Source organism: Abyssibius alkaniclasticus (assembly GCF_020447305.1).
Lineage (GTDB): Bacteria > Pseudomonadota > Alphaproteobacteria > Rhodobacterales > Rhodobacteraceae > Abyssibius > Abyssibius alkaniclasticus.
This window is the reverse complement of sequence record NZ_CP095732.1, coordinates 811,378-826,817: the sequence shown is the minus strand read 5'-3', so window position 1 is coordinate 826,817 and position 15,440 is coordinate 811,378. Positions and strand designations below refer to the sequence as shown.

At 63.5% G+C, this 15,440-nt stretch carries 17 protein-coding genes; 10 read left to right on the top strand and 7 right to left on the bottom strand.

Going from position 1 to position 15,440, the window contains the following annotated elements; genetic code table 11:
• Window positions 1-34 precede the first annotated feature (34 nt).
• The 4 genes from LGT41_RS04275 to hemC all read right to left on the bottom strand — a co-directional run bounded on the left by LGT41_RS04275 (window position 35) and on the right by hemC (window position 4,468).
• Entirely contained in the window at window positions 35-1,528 is a 1,494-nt protein-coding gene (locus LGT41_RS04275) for a heme biosynthesis protein HemY (RefSeq protein WP_274128831.1), read from the bottom strand.
• On the bottom strand, window positions 1,525-2,760 hold the full coding sequence (locus tag LGT41_RS04270) for a COG4223 family protein (RefSeq protein WP_274128829.1): 1,236 nt from the start codon (window positions 2,758-2,760) through the stop codon (window positions 1,525-1,527). The genes LGT41_RS04275 and LGT41_RS04270 overlap by 4 nt, the downstream gene beginning before the upstream one ends.
• A 99-nt stretch (window positions 2,761-2,859) precedes the next feature.
• Window positions 2,860-3,543, bottom strand: a complete 684-nt coding sequence (locus LGT41_RS04265) for a uroporphyrinogen-III synthase (RefSeq protein ID WP_274128828.1) — start codon at window positions 3,541-3,543, stop codon at window positions 2,860-2,862.
• Entirely contained in the window at window positions 3,536-4,468 is a 933-nt protein-coding gene (hemC, locus tag LGT41_RS04260) for a hydroxymethylbilane synthase (protein WP_274128826.1), read from the bottom strand. The genes LGT41_RS04265 and hemC overlap by 8 nt, the downstream gene beginning before the upstream one ends.
• Window positions 4,469-4,520: 52 nt before the next feature.
• Here hemC and tsaD point away from each other — a divergent pair, with 52 nt between their 5' ends.
• The 5 genes from tsaD to LGT41_RS04235 are packed head-to-tail and all read left to right on the top strand — an operon-like array spanning window position 4,521 to window position 8,001.
• Window positions 4,521-5,603 carry a tRNA (adenosine(37)-N6)-threonylcarbamoyltransferase complex transferase subunit TsaD gene (gene tsaD, locus LGT41_RS04255; RefSeq protein ID WP_274128825.1) on the top strand — a complete coding sequence of 361 codons (1,083 nt, stop codon included), beginning with the start codon at window positions 4,521-4,523 and terminating at the stop codon, window positions 5,601-5,603.
• Window positions 5,600-6,568, top strand: coding sequence for an NAD(P)H-dependent glycerol-3-phosphate dehydrogenase (locus tag LGT41_RS04250; RefSeq protein ID WP_274128824.1), 969 nt, complete (start codon window positions 5,600-5,602; stop codon window positions 6,566-6,568). The genes tsaD and LGT41_RS04250 overlap by 4 nt, the downstream gene beginning before the upstream one ends.
• The gene (locus LGT41_RS04245) at window positions 6,569-6,988 is read left to right on the top strand and encodes an EVE domain-containing protein (RefSeq protein ID WP_274128822.1); all 420 of its coding nucleotides are present in this window, start codon (window positions 6,569-6,571) and stop codon (window positions 6,986-6,988) included. It begins immediately after the preceding gene.
• Between the two features lie 20 nt (window positions 6,989-7,008).
• A complete protein-coding gene (locus LGT41_RS04240) occupies window positions 7,009-7,416 on the top strand; it encodes a DUF1761 domain-containing protein (RefSeq protein WP_274128821.1) in 408 nt (135 codons plus the stop codon).
• Window positions 7,417-7,419: 3 nt separating this feature from the next.
• On the top strand, window positions 7,420-8,001 hold the full coding sequence (locus LGT41_RS04235; RefSeq protein WP_274128820.1) for a DMP19 family protein: 582 nt from the start codon (window positions 7,420-7,422) through the stop codon (window positions 7,999-8,001).
• A gap of 121 nt (window positions 8,002-8,122) precedes the next feature.
• On the opposite strand, the gene LGT41_RS04230 is transcribed toward LGT41_RS04235, so the two are convergent.
• Window positions 8,123-9,169, bottom strand: coding sequence for a M42 family metallopeptidase (locus tag LGT41_RS04230; protein WP_274128819.1), 1,047 nt, complete (start codon window positions 9,167-9,169; stop codon window positions 8,123-8,125).
• Between the two features lie 389 nt (window positions 9,170-9,558).
• Window positions 9,559-10,950 (bottom strand): adenosylhomocysteinase, encoded by a 1,392-nt coding sequence (gene ahcY / locus LGT41_RS04225; protein WP_274128817.1) that lies wholly within the window; start codon window positions 10,948-10,950, stop codon window positions 9,559-9,561.
• 101 nt (window positions 10,951-11,051) lie between these two features.
• On the opposite strand from ahcY, the gene LGT41_RS04220 reads away from it, so the two are divergent.
• From LGT41_RS04220 to LGT41_RS04200, 5 genes are all read left to right on the top strand, one after another.
• Window positions 11,052-11,870, top strand: coding sequence for a hypothetical protein (locus LGT41_RS04220; RefSeq protein WP_274128816.1), 819 nt, complete (start codon window positions 11,052-11,054; stop codon window positions 11,868-11,870).
• Window positions 11,871-11,916: 46 nt separating this feature from the next.
• Complete coding sequence (locus tag LGT41_RS04215; RefSeq protein ID WP_274128814.1) at window positions 11,917-12,483, top strand: hypothetical protein; 567 nt, start codon at window positions 11,917-11,919, stop codon at window positions 12,481-12,483.
• A gap of 81 nt (window positions 12,484-12,564) precedes the next feature.
• Window positions 12,565-13,467 carry a thioredoxin gene (gene trxA / locus LGT41_RS04210; RefSeq protein ID WP_274128813.1) on the top strand — a complete coding sequence of 301 codons (903 nt, stop codon included), beginning with the start codon at window positions 12,565-12,567 and terminating at the stop codon, window positions 13,465-13,467.
• 1 nt (window position 13,468) lies between these two features.
• Complete coding sequence (locus LGT41_RS04205) at window positions 13,469-14,128, top strand: LON peptidase substrate-binding domain-containing protein (RefSeq protein WP_274128811.1); 660 nt, start codon at window positions 13,469-13,471, stop codon at window positions 14,126-14,128.
• The gene (locus tag LGT41_RS04200) at window positions 14,125-14,319 is read left to right on the top strand and encodes a Trm112 family protein (protein ID WP_274128809.1); all 195 of its coding nucleotides are present in this window, start codon (window positions 14,125-14,127) and stop codon (window positions 14,317-14,319) included. The genes LGT41_RS04205 and LGT41_RS04200 overlap by 4 nt, the downstream gene beginning before the upstream one ends.
• Here the strand turns inward: LGT41_RS04200 and LGT41_RS04195 are convergent.
• Window positions 14,316-15,440 carry an MFS transporter gene (locus LGT41_RS04195; protein WP_274128807.1) on the bottom strand — a complete coding sequence of 375 codons (1,125 nt, stop codon included), beginning with the start codon at window positions 15,438-15,440 and terminating at the stop codon, window positions 14,316-14,318. The two genes, LGT41_RS04200 and LGT41_RS04195, sit on opposite strands and share 4 nt — an antisense overlap.

Here is a 15,440-nt window from a genome sequence, read left to right as displayed (position 1 = left end):
ACCATTGCGCCGGTGGTTCCAGCAGCGCCCCGCGTCAGGTCTGCCGGTTCTCCGCCTCATCCGCGGCTGCGGTGCCATCGGAAGCCTCCGGCTCCTCATCCTCGGGCATGATCTCGGCATCGAGCGGCGTGTCTTCATCCGCAGCCTGAAGGGTCTGGCTTTTGGCCAGAAGGGCAAGCATCGAGGGGGAAAGCTCGGCGGCGCTGCCTTCCGGTGGCAGGGCCCAGTGCAGGGTGTCGAGCCCTTGGCAGTTTTCGCAAAGCGGCGCCCATTTGGCGTGCAGATGGTTGCAGCTTTCGCAGACCCAAGTTTCGCCGCGCGGGGCGGCAAGCGCGCGGGCGAGCCAGGCGCGCACCTCGTGTTCCTCACCGCCTTCGCCCTGCACGATGGCCGCCATCAGCGACAGAACGCGCCCGTTCGGGCTGGTGCTGGCAAGGTTACCAAGCGCACGGCGGGCGGCGGGAAAATCTTCGGCTGCAAGCTGCAATTCACAGTCCAGAATGCGCGATTCCGCATGGTCGGGGGCAAGCTTGAGCAGCGGTTGAAAGCGCGCAATACGCGCCTGAGCATCTGCATCATCGGCCAGACCATCCCAGGCGGCGGCAAGGTCGGGGTGGGGCTGCTGGCCCCAGGCCTTGCGCAAAGCGGCCGTGGCGGCGCGCATATTCCCATCGCCCGCATGAACTTGCGCGGCCAGCACGGCGGCGGGCACAAGGCCGGGGGCGGCGCGGTTGGCCGAAAGTGCGTCGGCACGGGCGCGCGGGCCATCGCCGGCGGCATGGGCCTTCATCGCATCGCCCAGCAGCAAAACCGCCTCGCGCCGCTGCGCAACATCGCGCGGCAATGTGCCGGATTTCACCTTGTAGCGCAGCGTTTGGCGCGCCCCGCCCCAATGACCGGCCCTGATTTGCAGATCGAACAGCGTGTCCTGCATCAGCTTGTCGCGCGGGCGCAGGGCAAAGGCGCGCTCGGCCAGTTGCAGAGCGGCTTTGGTATCATTTGCGGCCAGCCGCGCCTTCATCAGCCCGACAATGCCCACATAGCGGGTGGATTTATCGGCTAAAAGCACCTTGTAATGCTCTTGTGCGCCGCTGGTATCGCCCGAAAGCTCGGCCGCCTGGGCGGCCAGAATGCGGGTAAGCTCGGGCCTGGCAAGCAAACGGTCGGCCTTGGCGGCACGGGCCGTGGCACGCGCGCCATCGCCCGCAGCCAGCGCGATCATGCCATCTGACAGGGCCGCATAGCCGCGCCGTTCGCGCGATTTGTCGAAATAGCGGCTCAGCGCGGTTTCATCGCCGGTGAGAAAGCGCAACACGGCCAGCACCAGCCCGACAAGCTTGATGACCAGCCAGAAAGCCACAAACAGCACCAAAAGCGCGATGAGAAAGGCCAGTGGCGTCAGCTCACGCTCGCGCCCGGCAAAGGCGAAGGTGATCACGCCGGGCGTGTCCTGCACATAGGCAGCGCCCCAGGCGAGCGCGGCGGCAATGGCCACGAACAGCGCCATCTTGAGGATAGACCAGATCATTGCGCGCCCTCCAGCAGGGTGGATTTGAGCGTGCTGTAATCGGCCAGAACCGCCTGGCGCTGCGCGGCGGCCTCCATCCAGCCGGCAAACACAGCTTGCGCATGGGCGGGCAGACTTTGCATTTCACCAATTGCTGCGGCCAGATCATCGGCGCGCAAGGCAGCCTCGGCGCGGCTGAGGATGGCATCGACGCTATCGCCCTGCTGCGGGGTCAGCGAGCGGCTGGCGACCTGCGATTCCAGGAAGGCGCCAAACTGGCCAAGCGTCGTTTCAGCCCCGGTGCGGCGAATGTCGATGCGAATCGCCTCATGCGCCAAGCTGGGGAAACTGTCGAGCAATTCGGCGGTGCTGGTCACGCCACTGGCGGCCTGCGCGGCAAGTTCGGCCGGAATTTCGGCGCCCTGCATGGCGTTCAGCCATTCCAGCGTGCCCGCATAGGGCAGGCCATCGGCCAGGGCGGCTTCCAGCGCGATCAGCGCGGCCTGAAGCTCGGAACTGGCGCGCGCGGCGGTGGCATCGGCAATGGCGGTTTCCGCCTCGTTGCGGATTTCAGCGGTAATCGCATCCATGCGCGCGGCCTGAGCGGCAAGCTGTTCATCAAGGTCGGCAATGCGGCTGCGCAGCGCCTCGATCGTTGCGCCATAGGCGGTAATATCGGCGGCGGCCTGGCTGTCGCCCGCCATGCCCGCTGTCACCAGATCGCGCAGTTGCGTTTCAAGCCGGGCTTCCATCGCCTCGGCGGCTTCAAGGCGCGATTCGACAAGCGCAATCCGGTCATCCAGATCGGCGGGCAATGTTTCGAGCGCGCTCAGCTTTTCGTTCAGCGCCGCGATTTCTGCCGCCATGCCGGCCAGATTGGGGGAAGCCGCGATGCGCGCATCAATCGCGCCTGCATCAATTTGCGGGGCTTGCGCGGCGAGCCGGGCTTCAAACGTGCTGCGCAATTCGGCAACCTGTGCTTCGGCAAGGCTGGCGCCCGGGGTCAGCCAGCGGGCCACCGCCCCCATGCCGCTGGGCAGGTTCGGGGCAAGGCGCGGGCCGGCCCAAAGCGCCAGCGCGCCACCCACCACGAGAATGGCCAGAATTTGCAGGCTGCGCGCGGCCAGCGATACATGATGCTCGTCAAGCTCGCCCTCATCCTCGTCGATGTCATGATGTTCAACCGCCTGAACCTCATTCGCCTCTTGAACCACGTCTTCACCACGTGTGCTGGACTCGTCGCTTCCGCTCATTGCGCGCCTTTGCTCATCGGGCACGAATGTGCCGGTTTAGCTAAGTTTAGGGGCTAGGCCGCGCAGCAACAAGGCGGGGCTTGCGGCAAAACGCTGTTTTCAGCGAAATCGGCCCGCACTTGCGCCGATTATCGCCAATAGCGCCGCCGCGCTTGGTTCGGCGGCAACGCTGCTTGTGCCAAGGCCTTGCGCCGCATCTGCCACATTCTGCGACAAACAAAAGCAATGCAGCAAAGCGCCATCGGGCAGGGATTCGGCCAGAAGCCGCGCGGAACGGGGCGAAAACAGGGCAACCGCATGGATCTTTCCCGCCGTCAGGGCGCGCTGTGTCGCCGCATCCAGCCCACGGGCCTGCTGGTCGTAAATTGCGTGGCTTTGCAAGAAATGGCCGCTGCCCGCCAGCGCCTGTGCCAAATCGCCGCTGACATGCCTGCCATGCAGATAAAGCAGGTTTTGCGCGGGCTGTAGCGCCAACAGGGCGGCAAGGCTCGGCAAATCGCCCTGCGCGGCAATCGCACGCAAGCCAAGGCTTTCGGCCATGTCTGCCGTGGCCGGACCCACACAAAAGGCGGGCAAATCGCGCAGCGCCCAGCGCGATGCAAAGCTGCGCACGCCGTTTTGCGAGGTGAAGACCAGCGCATCAGCCTGTGCGAAATCGGGCGAAGCGGGCAGGTCGCGCATGTCCTGCATGGGTGCGATATGGGCGCGCCAGCCTTGGGGCAGGCGGGCGGCGAAGGCCTGCGAATCGGCCAGGGGCCGGGTTAGAAGCAGCGTTCTAGTCAAGGAAGCCCGGCCCGGCGCGCTGTTTCAGCTCTTGGCCAGCCGCTGCACCCATTGCGGCCGCCTCATCGGGGGCGCAGTCCCACACCCCGGCATGGCGGATACTGCCATCGGGGCGCAGAATTTCACCGTGAAGCTGCAACCTGTCGCCCACACGCTGCGCCAATGCGGCGATCGGCGTGCGGCAGGAACCATCGAGCGCCGCCAGAAACGCGCGTTCCGCCGCCAGTTGCAGCCGGGTTTCACCGTGGTCGAGCAAAGCAAGCAGCCTAAAGACAGGATCATCGCCAATGCGCTGTTCAATGCCAATCGCGCCCTGGGCAACGGCGGGCAGCATATCGCGCGCATCAATGGGTTTGGCGATTTCCGCCATCCCCAGCCGGTTCAGCCCGGCACAGGCCAGAAACGTCGCCTCGGCCACACCTTCATCGAGCTTGCGCAGGCGGGTTTGCACATTGCCGCGAAACTCCACCACCCGCAAATCGGGGCGACGGGCCAAAAGCTGGGCGCGCCGTCGCAGGCTCGATGTGCCAACCACGGCGCCCATTGGCAGCTCGGCAATGCCCGCAAACCGCCGTGAAATGAACGCATCGCGCATGTCTTCGCGCGGCAGATAGGTGCTGAGCGCCAGCCCATCGGGCAGAAATGTGGGCATGTCCTTCATCGAATGCACGGCGATGTCGATGCTTCCATCCAGCAGCGCCTCTTCGATTTCCTTGGTAAACAGCCCCTTGCCGCCAATTTCGCTCAGCGATCGGTCTTGCACAGCGTCGCCCGTGGTCTTGATCACCACAATCTCGAACTGCGCGGCCGCCATGCCATGCGCCGCCATCAGCCGGTCGCGGGTTTCATGCGCCTGTGCCAGCGCCAGCGGGCTGCCGCGCGTGCCGATTTTCAGAAGTCTGGATGTGTTGTATTGAATGCCCATAGGCTGGGTGTTACCCCGATAGTGACTTTGGTGCAATTGCCGGAATGGCCGCATGTTGATCAAGACGATCCTTGGCATTGAAAGCTCGTGCGATGACACGGCCGCCGCCCTTGTGCGCAGCGATGGCAGCGTGCTGGCCAGCATTGTGATGGGGCAGAATGCCCTGCACGAAGGCTTTGGCGGTGTCGTGCCGGAAATTGCCGCCCGCGCCCATGCCGAACGGCTGGATATTGCCACGCAGGCCGCGTTGGACAAGGCGGGGCTGAAGCTGGGCGATGTCGACGCGCTGGCCGTAACCGCCGGGCCGGGGCTGATCGGCGGCGTGCTGTCGGGCGTGATGTTCGCCAAGGGGCTGGCCGCGGCCACGGGCAAGCCGCTGATTGCGGTGAACCATCTGGCGGGCCATGCGCTGACCCCGCGGCTGACGCACCGGCTTGCCTATCCCTACCTGATGTTGCTCGTCTCTGGCGGGCATTGCCAGTTTATTGCCGTTAGCAGCGCCGAAAGCTTTCATAGGCTTGGCGGCACGATCGACGATGCCCCGGGCGAGGCGTTTGACAAGGTCGCCCGCCTGCTGGGCCTGGGCTATCCCGGCGGGCCATTGGTCGAGGCGGCGGCCAGGTCCGGCGATGCGACCCGCTTCAAGCTCCCCCGCCCGCTGGCCGACCGTGACGGTTGCGATATGTCCTTTTCCGGCCTCAAAACCGCTGTGCGGCGGCTGCGCGAAAAGCTGGAGGCAGACCAAGGCGGGCTTTACCCGCAAGACATTGCCGATATTTGCGCAGGCTTTCAGGCGGCTGTGGCCGAAAGCCTGGCCGCCAAAACCCGCGCGGCGTTGCAGGAATTTGAACACCGCTTTGGCAATGCGGCGCGGCTGGCCGTGGCGGGGGGCGTCGCCGCGAATGAAACCATTCGCGCCGCCATTGGCGCGGTTGCGGCCGAGGCGGGCGCCGGGCTTGTGTTGCCGCCGCTGCCGCTCTGCACCGATAATGCCGCCATGATCGCCTGGGCGGGCCACGAGCAGCTGGCCCGGCGTGGCCCCGATGGCCTGGCCTTTTCCGCCCGCCCGCGCTGGCCGCTGGACGCAATCGCCGCGCCCATGCTCGGCTATGGCAAGAAGGGGCCTAAAGCATGAGCATCGCGGTGATTGGCGCCGGCGCATTCGGCTCGGCCCTTGCCGTTGCCATAGCGCGCAACGGGGTGGATGTGCGGCTTTGGGGCCGAAATGCAACAGCTATGGCCGAAATGGCACAGGCGCGCGAAAATACCCGCTATCTGCCGGGTGTCAGCCTGCCCGCAAGCCTGAACCCCACCGCCACACTGGCTGATCTTGCGCAAACCAGGGCCATTTTGCTGGCGCTGCCCGCTCAGCAAAGCGATGGATTCCTTGCCGAACAGGCGCAGAACCTGCCCGATGCGCCGCTTGTGCTGTGCGCCAAGGGCATTGATGCAACACATTTCGCCACACAGACCGATATTGCCGCGCGCCATACCAGCGCGCCGCTGGCCGTGCTGACCGGCCCCGGCTTTGCAGGTGAAATCGCCCGTGGCCTGCCCGCCGCGCTGGTGCTGGCCTGTGCCGACAACGCGCTGGCGCACAGCCTGCAAACGCGGCTTTCAACCGACCGGCTGCGCCTCTACCTGTCGGCCGATACGACCGGCGCGCAGCTTGGCGGCGCGCTCAAAAACGTCGTTGCCATCGCCGCGGGCATGGCCATTGGCGCCGGGCTTGGCGAAAGCGCACGCGCCGGGCTTGTCACCCGCGGTTTTGCCGAAATGCGCCGGCTTGGCGTGGCCCTTGGCGCAGATGCGGAAACCTTTGCGGGCCTGTCCGGCCTTGGCGATCTCATGCTCACCTGCGCCTCGGCCCAGTCGCGCAACTTCGCCGCCGGTCTGGCGCTGGGCCAGGGCCTGCCGCGCCCGGCGGGCAAAACCCAGGAAGGTGTTGCCACGGCGCGCGCTGCCGTGGCACTCGGGGGCACATGCGGGGTGGAAATGCCTATCGCAGCCGCCGTCGCCGCCGTGCTAGAAGGACAGATCAACATTACCGGCGCGATGAGCGAGTTGCTCGCCCGCCCTCTCAAATCAAACGAGGCGTGAATGAACTACTGGCTGTTCAAATCGGAACCCGAGACATGGGGCTGGGATGCGCAGGTCGCGCGCGGCGAAGCTGGCGAGGAATGGGACGGCGTGCGCAACTATCAGGCCCGCAACAATATGCGCGCCATGCAGCTGGGCGATCTGGGGTTCTTCTACCACTCGATCAAGGAAAAGCGCGTGGTCGGGGTGGTCAAGGTCATCGCGCGCGCCCATCCCGACAGCTCCACCGATGATCCGCGCTGGGAATGCGTGGATATTGCCGCCGTCGGCCCCTTCCCCAAGCCGGTAACGCTTGATGATTGCAAGGCCGAACCGCGGCTGGCAAATATGGTGCTTGTCAACAACACGCGCCTGTCGGTGCAGCCGGTCACGCCCGAGGAATGGCAGATCGTCTGCGCTATGGGCGGCTATCGCGGTTAATAGTCTGAAAGGTATAAAGCATGGAATATATTATCGTTTTGGGTGCGGCTTTGGCCAGTTTTGCCTTTGGTGCCGTCTGGTATATCGCGCTGGCCAAACCCTGGCAGGCGGCTGCGGGCATCGACGTTGAAAAGCTGCGCGCCGAGGGCAAGGGCGGTGGCGCCTTCACCTTCGTGGTCGCCTTTTTGTGCAGCGTTGCGGTGGCCGGCATGATGCGCCACATCTTTTACGGTGCGCAAATCCAGACAATCGGCGGCGGCGCGCTCGCCGGGCTTGGCCTTGGCCTGTTTATCGCCACGCCCTGGACAGTGATGAACAACATGTTCGGCATGAAGCCGCGCGCCCTGACGCTGATCGATGGCAGCTATTCCACAATCGGCTGCATGATCATGGGCGCGGTTCTCGGCGCCTTTCCGGCGGTCGCATAGGGCATGAAACACCTGAAATCCGCCTTCAACCTGCTGATGGTCATCCCGGCAACCATTGGCCTGCTGCTGATGGTGCCCTTCATCATCATCCTGCGGCTGATCAATATCAAGCTGGTGAGACAGCCCGGCTATACCGATATCTACACCCCCTTTTACGACCAGCTCGACCCCTATCACGGCCCCGCGGCCTGGGAAGCATCCAAAGCCGGCGTGCCGCAAGCCGCGCTGGATCTCTACGCGCTGCACTGGGCTTTTACCGAGGTCACGGCGGGCGGGTTTTCGCAATTCTTCAACAGCCCCACCGGCCTTCTCGCGCCCGAGGCGCGCGACGGTTTTGCCGCCATCGGCATGGAAGAGGTTGCCGCAACACTTCAATCAGCAATGGACAGGCTCGCCACGCCCTTCCCGCTCGAACTTGAAGCCCGCCAGCAGCGCATCAAATTCGACACGGCGCGCATGAAGTTTGAAGAAACCGCCAGGTTCAAGGCCCAAACCGGCAACCATAACCTCATCGGCGGCGCCGCGCTCTACCTGGGGCCCGCCGATGCCTATGCCGCAAAACACCGGCAGACAAACCCCGCCTGATCATCTTTTGCTCTCAAATATCCCACGGGGGTCTGGGGGTGTGAAACCCCCAGCTTCCAGCATCGGGTCTGGGGGTGTGAAACCCCCAGCCTTGGTCGTGGGTCTGGGCGCTGAACAGCGCCTAATGCGCGCCCAGCCAGGCCGCCAGAATATCGCGCGCGGCCACCAGGTCGGATTTGGCCGCCATTTCCGTGACCGTGTGAATATAGCGGGTGCCAACCACAATCCCCATTGCGCGCGCACCGGCCGCGGCCTGCTGTGCCGCCGCGCCATCCTGCCCGCCGGCGCGCAAGATCGTGCGCTGAAACGGAATGTTGCGCGCCTTGGCCAGCGCCTCGACCTCTTCCACCAGCGCGATGTCGGAAATGAAGCTGCTGTCTTTCACATGCAGGCCAACGCCTTCGCCCTGCACGGTAACCGTGTCCTGCTTGGGCACGCCGGGTGTATCGCAGGCCAGGGTCACATCGATGCCGAAACCGATATGCGGCTTGATATGGTAGGCCGAGGTGCGCGCCCCGCGCAGGCCAACCTCTTCCTGACAGGTAAAGGCCACCCAGATTTCGCATTCATGTGTCGCCTGATCGGCCACCAGCTTGCGGATCACCTCGATCCCCAGCCAGCAGGCGATACGGTTGTCCAGCGCCTTGGACACCACCTTTTCGCCCATATCGACAAAGGGTTCCTCCATCACGACATAATCGCCGATCTGGATCTTGTCAGCCGTCGCCTTGCCCATGCCGCAATCGAGCATGAATTCCGAAACCTGAGGGATTTTCTTGCGGTCTTCGGGCGTGGAAATATGGATCGGCCGGCCGCCGGGATTCATCACGGCGGGGTAGTCGCCATCGGGTGTGCAAATGCGCACACGGCGCGAAAACAGGTTGCGCGGGTCGAACCCGCCAACCGGGTCGACATAGATGAACCCATCGGCATCGATATGGCTGACCAGAAAGCCGATCTCATCCATATGGCAGGCCAGCATTACGCGCTGCACCTCGCCATTGGCGGGTTTGGTCGGGGCGCGGCGGCACAGAAGGTTGCCCATCGCATCGGTTGTGACCTCGTCAAACAGGCCCTCGACCTCGCGCATGATCAGCGCGCGCACGCGGTCTTCGCGGCCGGGCACGCCGGGGGTTTCGCACAGGCTGCGCAGAAGTTCGATATTCATAATGGCTCCGCTATCTGGAAAATTCCGCCCAGCCTAGCGCCGCGCCCAAACGGGTGCAACCAGCCGCAAATGAAACGGGAGAGCGCGGCCTACGCGCCCTCCCGCACCCCAGCACCGCCATCAAAAGCTGGTGCCTCGCCCACGTGAATGCCCCTTGGGGCAAATGGCGTAAAGGATTTGTAACTTTGGGGATTCTCCCGATGGGCTTCACCCATCAACCGGTTGCCCGGCCCGAATTCTTCGGCATCTAGGCCCGTTTATCGCGCAACTGCCCGCAAATGCACAAGCAGATTATAGGCAGCATTTGACGCAAATATGCGGGCCGTTTTTAACCCGAAGTAAACAAAAGGCCGGGGCAGTTTCCCACCCCGGCCGCAGTGCTTGCCCGCTTAATAGCGGTAATGTTCGGGCTTGAACGGCCCTTCGGGCGATACGCCGATATAATCGGCCTGTGCCTTGTCAAGCCTGGTCAGCTTCACGCCAATCCGGTCCAGATGCAGGCGCGCAACCTTTTCATCCAGATGCTTGGGCAGGATATAGACCTCGTTCTTATAGGCATCGCCATTGGTCCAAAGCTCGATCTGCGCCAGAACCTGATTGGTGAAACTGGCCGACATCACAAAGCTCGGATGGCCCGTGGCATTGCCAAGGTTCAGCAAACGGCCCTGGGAAAGCAGGATAATCCGGCTGCCGGATGGCATTTCGACCATATCCACCTGGTCCTTGATATTGGTCCATTTGTGGTTGCGCAACGCGGCCACCTGAATCTCATTGTCGAAATGGCCGATATTGCCGACAATCGCCATATCCTTCATCTCGCGCATATGCTCGATGCGGATGACATCCTTGTTGCCGGTTGTGGTCACAAAAATATCGGCGCTGGCAACGACATCTTCCAGCAGCACAACCTCGAACCCGTCCATCGCGGCCTGAAGCGCGCAGATCGGGTCGACCTCTGTCACCTTCACGCGCGCACCGGCACCGCGCAGGCTGGCGGCGGAACCTTTGCCAACGTCACCATAGCCGCAAACGACGGCAACCTTGCCGGCCATCATCGTATCGGTGGCGCGGCGAATACCGTCGACCAGCGATTCCTTGCAGCCATATTTATTGTCGAATTTCGATTTGGTGACGGAATCATTCACATTGATCGCCGGGAAGGGCAGTTGTCCCTGCTTCACCAGTTCATAAAGCCGATGCACACCCGTGGTGGTTTCCTCGGAAACGCCCTGAATGGCCTCGCGGGTTTTGGTGAACCAGCCGGGGCTGGCGGCCATGCGCTTCCTGATCTGCGCAAATACCGCCTCTTCTTCTTCCGAGGTCGGCACGGCGATAAGATCGGTTTCACCGGCTTCAACGCGCGCACCCAGCAGCACGTAAAGCGTGGCATCGCCGCCATCATCAAGAATGAGGTTCGCGCCTTCGGGGAACATGAACGAGCGGTCAAGATAGTCCCAATGCTCGGTCAGGCTCTGGCCCTTGATGGCAAAAACCGGCACGCCGGATTGCGCAATCGCCGCAGCCGCATGGTCCTGGGTCGAGAAGATGTTGCAGCTTGCCCAGCGCACATCGGCCCCCAAAGCCACCAGGGTTTCGATCAGCACGGCGGTCTGGATGGTCATATGCAACGAGCCGACGATGCGCGCGCCGCTCAAGGGTTTGCTTTCGCCAAATTCGGCGCGCAACGCCATCAGGCCCGGCATTTCGGTTTCGGCAATATCCAGCTCTTTGCGGCCATAGGCGGCGAGCGCAATGTCTTTGACAATGTAATCGGCAGGCATGGGTGGTTCCCTATTCTGTTTCGCGCGAAGATGTAACCTGTGCGCAGCCCTACGGCAAGGCTTGGGGTGATCTTGCCGCAGCCCCCGCGGCGCGATATTGAATGACGCAGGGCAGGTCAGCCAAACGGCGGCATGAATCGGGTTGGGCGCGTATGTATGAATCGGTCAAGATCATGGGCGAGCGCAATAGCGGCACCAATTTCCTGCAATCAGCCGTGTATCAGAACTTTACCGCGCATGTGCATCTGGAATCCGGCAGGCTGAGCCGGGCGCAAAGCCTGCAGGTTCAGGCCGAACCCACGCCCAAGGCGCGCGCGCTGCTTACCGAAAAGCTGCTCGACGCCCTGCATCTGGAACAGGCCATGCTCAACGGTGGCTGGAAACACGCCGCCTTGCACATAGATGCGCTCGATCGGTTTTCGCAAACGCGCGGCGTGTTGTTCCTGTGCATCACCCGCCACCCGGCCACATGGCTGCGCGCAATGCACCGCGCCCCGTTTCACATGGTTGGCCCCGCTGCAAAAGCCTTTTCAGACTTCATCCGCCAGCCCTGGCAAACGCGCTTGCGCGATGACCTGGACATTGCCTTGCTGCCCAGCCCTGTGGCGCTTTGGGTGCAGAAGAACCGGCTGTTTCACCGTGCAAACCGGGCGCGTGAAAATGTGCGCCTGATCCGCTATGAAACGCTGGTTGAAGCCTTCGAGCCCACGCTTGCAGCCCTGCCCCTGGCGCGCCGTGCGCGCACGGAGCTGTTTGTGCCCATCGCCAATGCCCGCAGCTTCATGCCGGACAAGACCGACTATCATACCTACAAGGCGCGCATTGCGATGGACCCCTGGGCGGGTTACACCGATGCGGACAAGGCGCATGTTCTGGCCGAACTCGATGCAAACCTGATGAGTGAGTTGTCCTATCACTAAACCGCGCAGCCCTGCCAAATCCGCCCCGCCACGTGCCTGGCAGCGTATGCTTTCGGGCCGTCGGCTTGATCTGCTCGACCCCTCGCCGCTGGATATCGAGATCGAGGATATCGCCCACGGGCTTGCCTTTGTGGCGCGCTGGAACGGGCAGACACATGGCGAATACCCCTATTCGGTGGCCGAACATTCGCTGCTGGTGGAACGGCTGTTTGCCAAGCTGAACCCGCGTGCGACCACCGCCGCGCGGCTGATGGCGCTTTTGCACGATGCGCCGGAATATGTGATCGGCGATATGATATCGCCCGTCAAATCTGCCGTCGGGCCGGGCTATGGTGCGCTGGATGACCGGCTAATGGAGGCCGTGCTGCTGCGCTTTGGCCTGGGGCGGGTTATTCCGCCGCGCATCAAAACCCAGATCAAGAAGGCCGACAGGCTTTCGGCGTGGCTGGAGGCCACCCAGATTGCCGGCTTCGATGCACCCGAAGCCAACCGCCTGTTCGGCAAACCCGATGCGGCAACGGCCCAGATCCGCCTGGCCCCCTTGGCGCCGCGCGCCGCGCGCGATGCGTTTGTGGCGCGCCATAACGCATTATTTGCCGGGCTCAACCCTTGACCCGCGCAACATGAAGGCGCACTTACCTTTCAAACTGTGCATAATGGGCGGCAGATGCGCCCGCAAAATTACGGAGCCGAAATGGACCTTACTGCAAATGTGCCCGCCGATCTGATCAAAGACGGCAACGAGGCGAACTTCATGGCCGACGTGGTCGAAACCTCGAAAACCGTGCCGGTGATTGTCGATTTCTGGGCCCCCTGGTGCGGCCCGTGCAAAACGCTTGGCCCGGCGCTGGAAGCCGCGGTGACCAAGGCGCGCGGCAAGGTCAAGATGGTCAAGATCGATGTGGACCAGAACCAGGGCATTGCCGGGCAGTTGCGCATCCAGTCCATTCCCACCGTCTATGCCTTTGTGAACGGCCAGCCGGTCGACGGGTTTACCGGCGCGCAAACCCCGGCCCAGATCGACGCTTTCATCGCCCGCGTTGTGGCCCAGTCTCCCGCCGGCGCCGATGACGGGCTCGACGAGGCGCTGGAGGCGGCCGCGCAAATGCTTGAGGCGGGCGAAATTGACGATGCCGTGCAAACCTACGCCGCCATTCTGGGCGAGGATGAGGGCAATGTCGCCGCGATTGCCGGGCTTGCGCGCTGCTATGTCGCCCAGGGCTTGCTGGACGATGCCAGGGGCATTCTCGACAAAGCCCCGATGCAGAAGGCCAATGATGCCGCCATTCTGGCGGTTAGGGCGCAGATCGACCTTGCAGAAGCTGCCGCTGGCGCGGGCGATCTTGGCGAGCTTCAGGCACGGGTCGATGCCGATGCAAGCGACCATCAGGCCCGGTTTGAACTGGCCGAAGCCATGCTTGCCAACCGTCAGACCGAAGCCGCAATCGAGCAGTTGCTCGAACTTTACCGCCGCGACCGGGACTGGAACGAGGCCGCCGCCAAGACCCAGCTCATCAAGGTGTTCGACTCGCTCGGGCCAAAAGACCCGCTGGCGCTGAAGGGCCGTCGTCGCCTGTCATCGCTGGCCTTTGCCTAGCATGGCGCGCGCGCATACGTTGGGGCCGCTGCCCGAAACGCTTGCGCTGTTTCCGCTGCCCGGCGCGCTGCTCTTGCCACATGCCCGCCTGCCGCTGAATATTTTCGAGCCGCGCTATCTGGCAATGGTCGATGATGTGCTGAAAACCGACCATCGGCTGATCGGGATGATCCAGCCGATGGCCGCCCCTGAAGGGATTGACGCCAAGGGCCGTTTGCAGCGCATTGGCTGTGCGGGGCGGATCGTGGCCTTTATGGAAACCGATGATGGCCGCTACCGGATCACGCTTGGCGGTGTGTCGCGCTTTCGGCTTGGCGCGGCGATCGACAGTTTCAGCCCCTATCTGCGCCACAAGGTCAGTTGGGACAGTTTTGCCGAAGACCTCGACGCCGAAGCAACCGATATCGCCTTTGACCGTGCCGAGTTTCTGGACCAGCTTGCGCGCTATTTCAAGGCCACGGGCTATGCGCCCGACTGGGAATCGCTGAAAGCCGCACCGGCCCCGTTGCTGATCAACGCGCTTTCGGTGCTGTGCCCGTTCTCAACCGATGAAAAGCAGGCGCTGCTGGAAGCCCCAAGCCTGACAAACCGCCGCGAAACCCTGCAAACCCTGCTGGAATTTGCAGTGCGCGGCCCTGATGATGAAAGCCCGCTGCAATGAGCGACGAAACCCAGGACACCCGCATCGATGCGCGCCTGCTGGAGGCGCTTGTCTGCCCGATTACCCGCGCCACGCTGATTTACGAGCCGGACACGAACGAGCTTGTCAGCCCGACAACGCATCTGGCCTTTCCCATTCGCAGCGGCATCCCGGTCATGCTGGTGGACGAGGCGCGGCGGATTGAAGACTAGCGCCGAAGCGCGCCGCCCAGCAGCACAATGGCCAGGGCCAGCACGCTCAGCACCAGAAAGGCGGTCGACAGGCTGGTGGCATCGGCAATGAAGCCGATGATCGGCGGTCCAAGCAGAATGCCGCCATAGCCAAGCGTGGCCACGCTGGCAATGCCCGCGCCGGGGCCGATATGCGGATCGTTTGCAGCGCGCGAAAAGGCGAGCGGAAAGATTGTGGCATAGCCAAGCCCCATCAGCGCAAAACCGACAAGCGTGGGAATGAAGCCGGGCACGAACACCGCCACAAGCGTGCCGATAAAGGCCACGGCGCCCGATGCACGCGCCACGCCCACCATGCCGAACCGGCCGACAAGCCTATCGCCCATCAGCCGCATGGCCACCATCGCGGCGGAAAACACCGCATAGCCAAGCGCGGCCTTGGCCTCGGTCACACCGCCCACGGCGATCAGGAAAATCGCGCTCCAATCGGTCATCGCGCCTTCGCCCATCGAGGCACAAAGCGCCATGATGCCCACCGCCACCAGCGGCCCTTTGGGCAGGGCAAAAAGCGGGGCTTTCTTCTGGGCGCCCGGCGGCAGGTCTTGCCAGGGCACCATTACGAGCCAGCCAACCGGCCCGCCCAGCAAAATGACCGCCAGCAGGAAATGCACCGGCACCGAAAGATCAAAGGCCACGGCCCCATAGCCCGCCGCCGCGCCCACCCCGGCACCAAGGCTGAAAATCGCATGAAAAGACGACATGATCGCCTTGCCCATCTTGCGTTCGACCGCCGCCGCCCAGGTGTTCATCGCCACATCCAGCGCGCCGTGGCCCGCGCCAAAGAACAGCAAGGCCACGGCCAGCACCCAGACATTGGGCGCAATCGCCACCACAAGAAGCGTTGCACAGTAAAACGCCGCAAGAATACGCGTCAGCCGCGCCGCGCCGAATTTGTCCGACCCCCAGCCAGCCAGCGGGAAGGAGATGATCGCCCCCGCCGCGATGCAGAGCAGCAGCAGGCCAAGCGTGGTTTTTGAAAGGTCGAGCGCGCCTGCCACCGCCGGAATGCGCGATGCCCAGACCCCGACCAGCGCGCCGGACAAAAAGAAGGCGGCAGAAACAGCTAGGCGGGGGCTGCGCAT

What these genes read in the sequence shown, in the direction of transcription:
- LGT41_RS04275 (WP_274128831.1), bottom strand. Translation starts at nt 1,528, where the DNA reads ATGATCTGGTCTATCCTCAAGATGGCGCTGTTCGTGGCCATTGCCGCC.
- LGT41_RS04270 (WP_274128829.1), bottom strand. Translation starts at nt 2,760, where the DNA reads ATGAGCGGAAGCGACGAGTCCAGCACACGTGGTGAAGACGTGGTTCAA.
- hemC (WP_274128826.1), bottom strand. Translation starts at nt 4,468, where the DNA reads ATGGGCATTCAATACAACACATCCAGACTTCTGAAAATCGGCACGCGC.
- tsaD (WP_274128825.1), top strand. Translation starts at nt 4,521, where the DNA reads ATGTTGATCAAGACGATCCTTGGCATTGAAAGCTCGTGCGATGACACG.
- LGT41_RS04250 (WP_274128824.1), top strand. Translation starts at nt 5,600, where the DNA reads ATGAGCATCGCGGTGATTGGCGCCGGCGCATTCGGCTCGGCCCTTGCC.
- LGT41_RS04245 (WP_274128822.1), top strand. Translation starts at nt 6,569, where the DNA reads ATGAACTACTGGCTGTTCAAATCGGAACCCGAGACATGGGGCTGGGAT.
- LGT41_RS04240 (WP_274128821.1), top strand. Translation starts at nt 7,009, where the DNA reads ATGGAATATATTATCGTTTTGGGTGCGGCTTTGGCCAGTTTTGCCTTT.
- LGT41_RS04235 (WP_274128820.1), top strand. Translation starts at nt 7,420, where the DNA reads ATGAAACACCTGAAATCCGCCTTCAACCTGCTGATGGTCATCCCGGCA.
- LGT41_RS04230 (WP_274128819.1), bottom strand. Translation starts at nt 9,169, where the DNA reads ATGAATATCGAACTTCTGCGCAGCCTGTGCGAAACCCCCGGCGTGCCC.
- ahcY (WP_274128817.1), bottom strand. Translation starts at nt 10,950, where the DNA reads ATGCCTGCCGATTACATTGTCAAAGACATTGCGCTCGCCGCCTATGGC.
- LGT41_RS04220 (WP_274128816.1), top strand. Translation starts at nt 11,052, where the DNA reads ATGACGCAGGGCAGGTCAGCCAAACGGCGGCATGAATCGGGTTGGGCG.
- LGT41_RS04215 (WP_274128814.1), top strand. Translation starts at nt 11,917, where the DNA reads ATGCTTTCGGGCCGTCGGCTTGATCTGCTCGACCCCTCGCCGCTGGAT.
- trxA (WP_274128813.1), top strand. Translation starts at nt 12,565, where the DNA reads ATGGACCTTACTGCAAATGTGCCCGCCGATCTGATCAAAGACGGCAAC.
- LGT41_RS04205 (WP_274128811.1), top strand. Translation starts at nt 13,469, where the DNA reads ATGGCGCGCGCGCATACGTTGGGGCCGCTGCCCGAAACGCTTGCGCTG.
- LGT41_RS04200 (WP_274128809.1), top strand. Translation starts at nt 14,125, where the DNA reads ATGAGCGACGAAACCCAGGACACCCGCATCGATGCGCGCCTGCTGGAG.
- LGT41_RS04195 (WP_274128807.1), bottom strand. Translation starts at nt 15,440, where the DNA reads ATGCGCAGCCCCCGCCTAGCTGTTTCTGCCGCCTTCTTTTTGTCCGGC.